Raw genomic sequence first — 10,053 nt, forward strand, 5'->3', positions numbered from 1 at the left:
AACGCAGTGCCGGCCAGGGGGAAGGCTTTCCCCCGCAAGAACCGACAACCGCAAAAGCGTAGAAGTGCAAGTAAGCAATACCTGACTTCACCTGCCGCTATAGCCAAACGAGCAACCTGCTTTCGACGTTCGACCATCTTGGTATATCCCCTACAGGGGGATAGGATATGACGATGACCAAGCCATCCCAAACTCACCAATCCCACCCGGAGATCGTCAAGCGGCTGAAGCGCGCCGATGGTCATCTTCGCGGCGTCATCGAGATGATCGAGGGCGGGCGGCCGTGCCTCGACATCGCCCAGCAGCTCCATGCCGTCGAGAAGGCTATCGCCCAGGCCAAGAAGACACTGATTCAGGATCACCTCGACCATTGCCTCGAAGAAGTGGTCGGGCCGCTCGGGCGTGATCGGCGGCAGTCGATCGACGAGTTCAAGGAAATAGCGAAGTATCTGTGATGTTGGCGATCCTCGAAAACCGGACCTATCGCCACCTCTTTCTGGCACAGGTCATCGCACTGGTGGGAACCGGCCTTGCGACGGTGGCGCTGGGCCTGCTGGCTTTCGAACTGGCGGGGGCGGAGGCCGGCGCGGTGCTGGGGACCGCGCTCGCCATCAAGATGATCGCCTATGTCGGTGTCGCGCCGGTCGCATCGGCATTCGCCGAGCGTGTGCCGCGGCGCGCCATGCTGGTGGCGCTCGATCTCGTCCGCGCCGCCGTTGCCGTTTTCCTGCCTTTCGTCACCGAGATTTGGCAGGTCTATGTTCTGATCTTCGTGCTGCAATCGGCCTCGGCCGCCTTCACGCCGACCTTCCAGGCGACGATCCCCGACATCCTGCCGGACGAGAAGGAATACACGCGCGCGCTGTCGCTCTCCCGGCTGGCCTACGATCTGGAAAGCGTCGTCAGTCCGATGCTGGCGGCGGCACTTCTCGCCTTCATCTCGTTCCATAGCCTATTCGCCGGCACGGTGATCGGCTTCCTCGTCTCGGCGGCTCTGGTGATCTCGGTCGTCCTGCCGAGTCCGAAACCGTCGAAACCTCGTGGTATCTACGACCGCACGACGCGCGGCATCCGCATCTATCTGGCGACGCCGCGCCTGCGCGGGCTGCTGGCGATCAACCTCGCAGTCGCCTCGGCGGGCGCGCTGGTGATCGTGAATACGGTCGTTTACGTGCAGGCTGTCTATGGCCTCGACAACCAGGCGATGGCCCTGGCCCTCGCGGCGTTCGGTGGCGGCTCGATGGTCGCGGCGCTTGCGCTGCCGAAGCTGCTGGACTCGATTCCAGATCGAACGGCGATGCTCGGTGGCGCATCGCTGCTGGCGGTGGGAACACTGGCGGCGGCGGCGCTGCCGGGCTACGGCTGGCTGTTGCCGCTGTGGTTCCTGCTCGGTGTCGGCTATTCCACGGCACAGACGCCATCCGGCCGGCTGCTCCGGCGCTCGGCCAATCCCGAAGACCGGCCGGCGCTGTTCGCCGCGCAGTTCGCGCTTTCCCATGCCTGCTGGCTGATCGCCTATCCGCTTGCCGGGTGGGCCGGCGCGACGCTCGGCCTGCCGATGACGGCGATCATTCTGGCCGCGCTGGCCGCTGTCGCGATCGGCATCGGCTTCGCCGTCTGGCCTGCCGACGATCCAGAGGTGCTTGAACACGGTCATGCCGATCTGTCGGCCGACCATCCGCATCTCGCAGAAGCTGGGCATGGTCGACGCCATGCCCATGCCTATGTGATCGACGACATGCACGCGGCTTGGCCGCGTGAGCGCTGATCGCGCTCCCGTCAGGTTCTCTGGTCCGGCTCCGAGGGGAGCGCATATCGGATAACACGCAGATGGTCATCGTCCTCCAGCGTGACTTCAAGCACCTGGTTCACAAGGTCTGGATCGGCGTCAAGTTCGAGCAGGGCTTGCTCGAACAACTCCAACTGGAGGGCTCGCGTCATACCCTCGGGGCCATTGAGGCAGACCAGGCCGGCATGCAGATCGACACGGGCATATTGCCCTTTCTCGCCGGGGCGCGAGGCTGCGCCCCGGAAATCGACGGAATTGCGGGTCACGAAGGTCCAGTCGTCCTCGATGATGAGGGGTAACCGTCCGGTCTAACCGCTCTGCCGCGGTGTGAGAGTGCGGGATAGTGTCCACCATTGATAGTGGACACTGTGGTGATGACGTGGCGCGTCGGACGAAGCGGCTTTGGACGGATGAGGAGAAGCGGTCGATCTGCTTCCAGACGGCGGCGCCGGGGGTATCGGTCGCCCAGGTGGCGCGGCGCTACGCGGTGAATGCGAACTTGATCTTCAAGTGGCTGCGCGATCGCCGTTACGCGCCGGACCCCGCCTCGGCTCTTCCCCCGTCAGAGGAGGCGCGCTTTCTGCCTGTGGAGATTGTCGCGGAGACCAGGTCTGCCCGGGCAACACCTGCCGCCCACAACCACATCGAGATCGAATTGGCGGGCGGGCACCGGATGCGCATCAGCGGGAGCTATGATCCCGAGGCTCTGGCGCGGCTGATCCGGGGCGTGACGGCGTGATCCCGGTTCCGGCGAACACGCGGGTCTGGCTGGCGGCGGGCGCCACCGACATGCGCAAGGGGTTCACGGCACTGGCGGCGCAGGCCGAGGCGGTGCTGAAGCAGGACCCGTTCGCCGGGCATCTGTTCGTCTTCCGTGGCCGTCGGGGCGATCTGGTGAAGGTGATCTGGTGGGATGGCCAAGGCGCGTGCATGTTCATGAAGCGGCTGGAGAAGGGTCGGTTCGTCTGGCCCTCGGCCAAGGAGGGCAAGGTGGCTTTGTCGCCTGCGCAACTGTCGATGCTGCTGGAAGGCATCGACTGGCGGGCACCGGAACGGACGTGGCGGCCTCTGGCGGCGGGATAGTCCACGGCGCCTGCAATCAGTGATTCCCACAAGTAATACAGTGGGATAAACTTTCCGCATGCTCACCCAGGCCCTGACATTGCCGGAAGACCCCGAGGAGCTGCGCAGCTTCACCGCGCGGCTTCTGGCCGAGGTGAAGGCCCAGGCGATCCTGATCGAGAAGCTCCGGCATCAGCTGGCCGGGCACCGGGCGCACCGGTTTGGTGCGTCGTCCGAGACGGCGGAACAGTTGCAGCTGGCCCTTGAGACCAGCGAGATCGCCGCCGCCGCGATGACCGCGCGGATGAAGCTGCCGGACATCGAGGAGAAGGACAAACCCAAGCGTCGTCCGATCCCGGACCACATCCCGCGAATGGAGGTGGAGCTGACACCGAGCACAGATGCCTGTGCCGATTGCGGCGGGCGCCTGCGCCGGATCGGGGAAGATGTGACGGAAGAGCTGGAATACGTTCCCGGGCGGTTCATCGTGAACCGGCTTGTCCGCCCTCGGCTGACCTGCTCGTGCTGTGAACGCTTCGTGCAGTCCCCACTGCCCTCGCGCCCGATCGAGCGCGGTCGCCCGGGGCCGGGCCTCCTCGCCCATGTCTTGGTGAGCAAGTATGCCGACCACCTTCCGCTCTACCGCCAGAGCCAGATCTTCGAGCGCGAAGGTCTCGACCTGGACCGGTCCACCCTGGCCGACTGGGTGGGCAAGAGCACGGCCCTGTTGGAGCCGCTGGCCGACGCCATCGGGCGCCATGTCTTCTCAGCCGAGGCGATCTTCGCCGACGACACGCCGATCAGCATGCTGGCGCCCGGCACCGGCAAGACCCAGACCGCCCGGCTCTGGACCTATGCGCGCGACGAACGCCCTTGGGGCGGGCAGGCCCCACCGGCGGCATGGTATCGCTTCTCCGGTGACCGCAAGGGCCAGCATCCCAAGGACCACCTCGCCCGCTTCCGCGGCTGGATGCACGCCGACGGTTATGCCGGGTTCGAGGATCTCTACCGCTCCGGCACCATCCGCGAGGTCGCCTGCATGGCCCATGTCCGGCGAAAGTTCGTCGATATCCATCGGTCGCAGGGCTCCCCGATCGCCGGAGAGGCCATCGGCCGGATCGCACAGCTCTACGCCGTCGAGAAAGAAGCCCGAGGGTCGCCGCCAGACCGCCGCACGGAACTCCGCAAAGCTCACGCCGCCCCGGTCTTCGACGATCTGCAGCGATGGCTGGCCATGAGACTGACGGAAATCTCGGGCAAATCCCCGCTCGCGGCCGCCATCCGCTATGCCCTGACCCGAATGGACCGCCTGCGCCCCTACCTCGACCACGGCATCCTGGAGTTGGACAACAACACCGCCGAACGCGGCATGCGCGCCATCGCCCTCGGGCGGAAGAACTACCTCTTCGTCGGCTCCGAGGCGGGCGGCAACGCCGCTGCCATCGCCTACACCCTGATCGAAACGGCCAAGCTCAACGCCGTCGATCCCCACGCCTGGCTCGCTGACACTCTCGCCCGCATTCCCGACTACAAGATCACCAAGGTCGATGACCTGATGCCGTGGCGCTGGAACGGATAGCGGTCACGCCGGACGGTTACGATGAGGGGGATGAGATCCCAGTCCTTCGCGCCCGAGCGGCCCAGCCAGACGACATGGGACGATTCCCCATGCCCCCTCTGGTGAGCCAGCTCGGTCAGCTTCGGGCTGAGGCATTCGTCGATCAGGAACTTCATCCGGCTCGCCTGCGCGGCACGCGATGATCCGAGAGGATGCGCGCACCTTCGGGCAGTCTGGCGATGAGCGGCTTCGGCCGTCCGCGAAGGGGGTTGGCCTCCGCATAGAGCGCGGCCAATTCCAGCCTGTCCTCGGTCAGAGACGGATAATCCTCAAGGATCTCCTTGGCGGGGACGCCCGCCGCCAATGCGGCCGCGACGTCGTGAACCGGAACGCGCGTGCCGCTGATGACCGGGGTGCCGCCCATGATGTCATCGGAGATGGTGACCACCTCGCGCGCGGCGTCCAGCCGTTCCAGCCGTGCGACGGAACGCTCGAAGAAGGGCAGAAGGTCGATGGTCAGGAAGTCGTGGCGAACGGTCCAGTCGGCTTTCAGCATGGCCTCGGTGGCTGCGCGGTTCCAGCGCCGCAACCGTGGCTCGGCGGAGCGGATGGCGAACAGGCGTTCCTCCGAGGTCAGCCGTTTGGCGCTCTCGAAATAGAAGGCGATCAGGGTGCAGGCGGCCCCTAGCACGAAACGTCCGTTTTCGACCGAGACCAGCGTTTCGGGCAGGATGCGCTCGTCGATGACGCGATTGACATCGCGCAGGCTGACGCGGGCGACCACGGCCGCCTCCGTGGCCTTCAGCATTTCAGTCGCGGGCATGGACGCCTCCAACCAATAAATCTTCCGATGTGTCGGAATATATATTGGAGGCGCCCCAATTTCAAGGCTGACCCACGATCCGCCAGCCGTTTCCGCCATCCTCAAGCCGCCAGAGGCTGCGCCACGTCGGCGGTTCTGTCGTCGTTGCCTGCTGCCTTCTGAAGGAAGCGCGCGAGCGACGTCTTCCGGGAGTCCCGATCCAGCGCGTAGGCGGTCTGCTTGAACTCGATGCCATCGAGCAGGCCCTGAATGTAGCCAGCAATCGTGTCGGCCGCCATGATGAGGGCCGTGTCGACGGTGTGGATGTAATTGCTCGTGACAGACCCCTTGGCGTGACCGACGAGAGCGGCGATGGTGATCTCCGTGAACCCGAGATCATTCGCTATGCTCGCGAAGCTATGGCGAAGAACGTGGGGAGTGACATCGGCAAGCGGGGAGTCCGTGAAGATCTTCTTCCAGTGATTGGGGAAGCTGCCGAACGCTCTGTCCTCATCACGGCCGGGAAACACATAAGTGCCGATACGCGACTTGGCGCGCTCTTCCAGATACTCCACGACAGGCAGCCCGATGGGCCGAATGGAATAGCCTTCCTTGCTGTCTTCAAGGCGCAGGCAACTGGCTTGGGCGTCAACTTCGCTCCAGCTTAGCCCGATCATTTCCGATCGGCGGCAACCCGTCATGGTGATCTGGCGGATGATCTCGACGGTCATGGCATAATTCTCGTTCTGCGCTGCTTTGCGCAGCAAGACACCAAGTAGGCGATACTCCGCCTCGGACAGCCGACGCTTGCGGACGTTATCCTTCGGTTTCTTGATGCCATGCGCCGGGTTCCGCTCGATGATCCCAGCATCGACGGCATAGGTAAGAATACCGCCGAGAAGGCTGACGGTTCGAGCGGCAGTCCCAGGACCGCCGCGGACAATGGCCCTGCCTCTAAGCTTATCGGTCTTGACCGAAATCCGAGTTTTACCCGCCATGACGTCTTTGAGGAGCTTGTTGACGTCGGATTTGGTCAAGTCACGCACCCGCCGACTGCCCAAGAGCGGGATGATGTGCCGGTTGATCCGCCCGGTATCGGTCACAATCGTGCTGTGCTTCTTTGGACGGCCGCCTTTCCCCATGATGAGACCGGCGTTCATGTCATTCAGATAAAGAGTGCAGAGTTCCTTGACCGACATGGACTTGCGATCGAGCTGCTTTTCCTCGGCCGGGTCTTCGCCGCGCGCGATCCTGCCAAGTTGGACCTTGGCCTCCTGGCGGGCCAGTTCTGGCGTCCAGATACCATGCAGGCCGATGGTGTAGCGCCGCGACCGTCCTCCCTGGCGATACTGGATCACATAGCTGCGCTTGCCTGATGTGAAGACACGAAGCCCGAAACCGGGTAGCTCATCGTCCCAGATCACGTAATCACTGCGACGGCTTTCCGCCGCATCGACGACGCGTTTTGTAAGTTTAGCCATGGACTTCCTCCGTCACATGCCCGAAAACCCGCGTAAGCACCACGTAAGCAGCAGGGCGAAAACCGTGGCGAACAGAAGGATAGGCTTGTCGGCGAAGGAAATCAAATTCCTTTTTATTTACAGTAACATAGCGCATCATGGCGTGCCCCTTTCGGTAATCGACGGAGCTAGTCGTAATCCCTCCGAAGGCAGAGGTCACAGGTTCGAATCCTGTCGGGTGCGCCATTCGCCTCACACCGCACGACACCGATCGCCGCCGCGCCGCGGCTCTCCCGTCCCGTTCGCCGTCACATCGGCGGTTCGAGGCCGTGTCGTCGCGTTGCCCGCGGTTCGGGGCGCGTTTCGTCGGCGATGCGGAACAGGTCCTGCGGGGGGAGTCCGCTCCCGGCCCCCGTGACCTCGTCGAAGGCGATGGCGACGCCGCGATCGAACCGCCGCGCCACCCGCCCCACCGTCGAACCCAGCCGGACCCGGCTGCCGAGCGGCGGCGGCGGACCGCGGAAGGTCACCGCCGCTCCCGCAACCGAGAGATCGACCACCCGGCAATCGATGGCGCCACCGTCGGCCGTCACCAGCCGCGACACGAAGTCGCCGAGCAGCCGGCGCTCGTGCCGGCGATGGCCCGCCGCCGCCGCGCCCCCGAGCCGCGCCAGGAATTGGGCGAGCTTGTCACGCCCGTGCAGCGTCAGATCGAGCGCCATGGCGAAGCCGCCCTCGACCAGCCGCGCCACCCGTCCCTCGAACCGGCCGATCCGGTCGAGATAGGCGACCACTCGTTCGCCGATCCGCGCCACCGCCGGAATGGTCACGGCGATGCCACCGAGCGACAGGTCGATCACCCGACAGGCGAACTCGCGCCGGTCCTGCAACATGCAGCGTCCGGCGAGCCCGACACTCAGACGCCGGTGTCGCCGCCGTTCGATCCCTTCGAAGACCTCGCCGAAATCCGCAAGCGCTCCGACTGCCATCCGTCGCTCCACGTCGCTCGAATTGTACGGAAGCCGTATGTAGCGCCGCAACCCTAACGGATTCTATCGCAGATCCCGAGTGGAGAGAAAATCACGAGCGAATACGCTGGTTCGGCGCCGGCAATCATTGCCGATCAAAAGATATTTGGTGTATCCACCATATAAACGACGACCAAGACTCGGCGCGATCACTCGGAGTTCCCGGTCCGGAGACACCTCGTGGCACCGCCCGCTCGCGCCGACCGCGGCGAGGATGGCGGAAACGCTGGCGATCGGGCTTGCAGCGGAGCCGCCGACCGAGGTAGAAGGCGGCGACGCTTTCCCTCTCGGCCGACGACCGGTCCGGCGAAGCGACCATCTCTTCGTCTCCGGCTACTGCCGACCACGGCGGCTCTCATCCACGGCGATCGGCGCCGTCGGGGAATCCGCCTCTTTGGACATCCGACCTCGTGACTTTCTCCAAGACCCATCCGACCCTGGCGCGGGCGCTGACCGAACGCGACTATACCCAGGCGACCCCGGTGCAGGCCGCCGTCCTCGCCGACGACACCGTCGGACGCGACCTGCTCGTCTCCGCCCAGACCGGCTCCGGCAAGACCGTCGCCTTCGGCCTCGCCTTCGCCGACGACATCCTCGGCGCCGCCGAGAGCCTCGGCCCGGCCGGCGATCCGCTCGCCCTGGTCATCGCCCCGACCCGCGAACTCGCCCTCCAGGTCGAGCGCGAACTCGCCTGGCTCTACGAGCACACCGGCGCCCGCATCACCGCCTGCGTCGGCGGCATGGATCCGCGTGCCGAACGCCGCCGTCTCGACGCCGGCGCCCACATCGTCGTCGGCACCCCCGGTCGCCTGCGCGATCATCTCGAGCGCCACGGTCTGCGCCTCGAGGATCTGCGCGCCGTCGTGCTCGACGAGGCCGACGAGATGCTCGACATGGGCTTCCGCGACGATCTCGAGTTCATCCTCCAGGCGACGCCGGTCGAGCGTCGCACCCTGATGTTCTCGGCGACCCTGCCCAAGGGCATCGTCCAGCTCGCCCAGAACTACCAGCGCGACGCCCGGCGCATCGCGGTCGCCGGCGCCAGCCGCGGCCACGCCGACATCGAACACCGCGCCATCCGCGTCTCGCCGAAGGAGATCGAGGCGGCGGTGGTCAACCTGCTGCGCTTCCACGATGCCCCCGCCGCGATCGTCTTCGCCAACACCCGCGAGGCGGTGCGCCACCTCCAGGCGACGCTGCAGGAGCGCGGCTTCTCCGCCGTGGCGCTCTCCGGCGAACTCGGCCAGCACGAACGCAACCTCGCCCTCCAGGCGCTGCGTGACGGCCGCGCCCGCGTCTGCGTCGCGACCGACGTCGCCGCCCGAGGCATCGACCTGCCCAACCTCGATCTCGTCGTCCATGCCGAGCTGCCGCACGACCGCGAGGTCTTCCAGCATCGCTCCGGCCGTACCGGCCGCGCCGGGCGCAAGGGCGTCAGCTGCCTGCTCGTTCCCGCGCCGCGCCGCCGTCGCGCCGAGCGGCTGCTGATGGACGCCGGCATCCGTCCGATCTGGGGCGGCCCGCCCTCGGCCGACGAGATCCGCGCCCTCGATCGCGATCGCATGACCGCCGATCCGGCGCTCGCCGGCGGCATCGCCGAGGACGACGCCGATTTCGCCGCGCTCCTGATGGAGACGCGCACGGCCGAGGAAATCGCCGGCGCCCTCGTCCGCCTGTGGCGTGCACGCCTGCCGGCGGCCGAGGAAGTGGTCGACCCGATCGAAGGCGAACGCCGCGGCGACCGGCGCGAACGCCGCGACCGGCGCGACGACGAGACCGCCACCGGCGTCTGGTTCCGCTGCGACGTCGGCCGCAATCGCAACGCCGATCCGCGCTGGCTGCTGCCGATGCTGTGCCGCCGCGGCGACATCGAGCGCGGCGACATCGGCACCATCCGCATCTTCGATCGCGAGACCCTGTTCGAGGTGCGCGACACCGTCGCCGCGCGCTTCGCCGCCGCCGTCCGCCGGCCCGACGAGGAGAATATCCTCATCCTCCCGGCCGAGAACCAGCCGGACACGGCGCGGCGTGATCGCGGCCCCGCAGGCCCGCGCGCCGACCGCCCGCGCGACGGCGCCCCGCGCCCGCATCGCGGCCGTCCCGACGGCAAGCCCAAGAAGGGCCCGCGCAAGCGCGACCACGCCTGAGGCGAACCGGGCCGGCCCCGTCTCGGAGCGGAAACCGCTCCGAGGCCGCTGCACCGTGCCGGTTCGGAGGGGACGCCCCGCACGCGCATCGATCACGAGGCGCGCGGGGCCGGAGTCGGGCACGGAGTGACGGCACCCTCGGCCGCGTGGAGCTCATACCGAGTTCACGAAATTCGGACTCGTCCGAATTTCGTGAGTTGCGGCCCG

At 66.4% G+C, this 10,053-nt stretch carries 10 protein-coding genes; 7 read left to right on the forward strand and 3 right to left on the reverse strand.

Features of this window, described 5'->3' with window-relative positions; genetic code table 11:
* Window positions 1-167 precede the first annotated feature (167 nt).
* The 6 genes from V7Q42_RS06450 to tnpC all read left to right on the forward strand — a co-directional run bounded on the left by V7Q42_RS06450 (window position 168) and on the right by tnpC (window position 4,430).
* Window positions 168-455 (forward strand): metal-sensing transcriptional repressor, encoded by a 288-nt coding sequence (locus V7Q42_RS06450; protein WP_291882697.1) that lies wholly within the window; start codon window positions 168-170, stop codon window positions 453-455.
* Window positions 455-1,768: an MFS transporter gene (locus V7Q42_RS06455; RefSeq protein WP_080620471.1), complete on the forward strand. Its 1,314-nt coding sequence runs from the start codon at window positions 455-457 to the stop codon at window positions 1,766-1,768. The genes V7Q42_RS06450 and V7Q42_RS06455 overlap by 1 nt, the downstream gene beginning before the upstream one ends.
* Before the next feature lie 62 nt (window positions 1,769-1,830).
* Complete coding sequence (locus tag V7Q42_RS06460) at window positions 1,831-2,088, forward strand: hypothetical protein (RefSeq protein ID WP_333823075.1); 258 nt, start codon at window positions 1,831-1,833, stop codon at window positions 2,086-2,088.
* Window positions 2,089-2,132: 44 nt separating this feature from the next.
* Entirely contained in the window at window positions 2,133-2,528 is a 396-nt protein-coding gene (gene tnpA, locus V7Q42_RS06465) for an IS66-like element accessory protein TnpA (RefSeq protein WP_080620470.1), read from the forward strand.
* Window positions 2,525-2,872, forward strand: a complete 348-nt coding sequence (tnpB, locus tag V7Q42_RS06470; RefSeq protein ID WP_035746778.1) for an IS66 family insertion sequence element accessory protein TnpB — start codon at window positions 2,525-2,527, stop codon at window positions 2,870-2,872. Before tnpA ends, tnpB begins: the two co-directional genes overlap by 4 nt.
* A 58-nt stretch (window positions 2,873-2,930) precedes the next feature.
* Complete coding sequence (tnpC, locus tag V7Q42_RS06475) at window positions 2,931-4,430, forward strand: IS66 family transposase (protein WP_035746780.1); 1,500 nt, start codon at window positions 2,931-2,933, stop codon at window positions 4,428-4,430.
* 151 nt (window positions 4,431-4,581) lie between these two features.
* Here the strand turns inward: tnpC and V7Q42_RS06485 are convergent, their stop codons facing one another.
* From V7Q42_RS06485 to V7Q42_RS06495, 3 genes are all read right to left on the reverse strand, one after another.
* Window positions 4,582-5,232: a DUF433 domain-containing protein gene (locus V7Q42_RS06485; RefSeq protein ID WP_080620467.1), complete on the reverse strand. Its 651-nt coding sequence runs from the start codon at window positions 5,230-5,232 to the stop codon at window positions 4,582-4,584.
* A 101-nt stretch (window positions 5,233-5,333) separates the two neighbouring features.
* Window positions 5,334-6,692 carry a tyrosine-type recombinase/integrase gene (locus V7Q42_RS06490; RefSeq protein ID WP_080620466.1) on the reverse strand — a complete coding sequence of 453 codons (1,359 nt, stop codon included), beginning with the start codon at window positions 6,690-6,692 and terminating at the stop codon, window positions 5,334-5,336.
* Window positions 6,693-6,979: 287 nt separating this feature from the next.
* Window positions 6,980-7,660, reverse strand: coding sequence for a PilZ domain-containing protein (locus V7Q42_RS06495; RefSeq protein WP_333823077.1), 681 nt, complete (start codon window positions 7,658-7,660; stop codon window positions 6,980-6,982).
* Window positions 7,661-8,109: 449 nt separating this feature from the next.
* On the opposite strand from V7Q42_RS06495, the gene V7Q42_RS06500 reads away from it, so the two are divergent.
* Window positions 8,110-9,846, forward strand: coding sequence for a DEAD/DEAH box helicase (locus V7Q42_RS06500; protein WP_333823078.1), 1,737 nt, complete (start codon window positions 8,110-8,112; stop codon window positions 9,844-9,846).
* Window positions 9,847-10,053 lie beyond the last annotated feature (207 nt).

It is taken from the genome of Pinisolibacter sp. (genome assembly GCF_036782435.1).
GTDB lineage: Bacteria > Pseudomonadota > Alphaproteobacteria > Rhizobiales > Ancalomicrobiaceae > CALBKH01.

Excerpts from the sequence above, each read along its gene's own strand:
- V7Q42_RS06450 (WP_291882697.1), top strand. The coding sequence starts at position 168 with ATGACGATGACCAAGCCATCCCAAACTCACCAATCCCACCCGGAGATC.
- V7Q42_RS06455 (WP_080620471.1), top strand. The coding sequence starts at position 455 with ATGTTGGCGATCCTCGAAAACCGGACCTATCGCCACCTCTTTCTGGCA.
- V7Q42_RS06460 (WP_333823075.1), top strand. The coding sequence starts at position 1,831 with ATGGTCATCGTCCTCCAGCGTGACTTCAAGCACCTGGTTCACAAGGTC.
- tnpC (WP_035746780.1), top strand. The coding sequence starts at position 2,931 with ATGCTCACCCAGGCCCTGACATTGCCGGAAGACCCCGAGGAGCTGCGC.
- V7Q42_RS06485 (WP_080620467.1), bottom strand. The coding sequence starts at position 5,232 with ATGCCCGCGACTGAAATGCTGAAGGCCACGGAGGCGGCCGTGGTCGCC.
- V7Q42_RS06490 (WP_080620466.1), bottom strand. The coding sequence starts at position 6,692 with ATGGCTAAACTTACAAAACGCGTCGTCGATGCGGCGGAAAGCCGTCGC.
- V7Q42_RS06495 (WP_333823077.1), bottom strand. The coding sequence starts at position 7,660 with ATGGCAGTCGGAGCGCTTGCGGATTTCGGCGAGGTCTTCGAAGGGATC.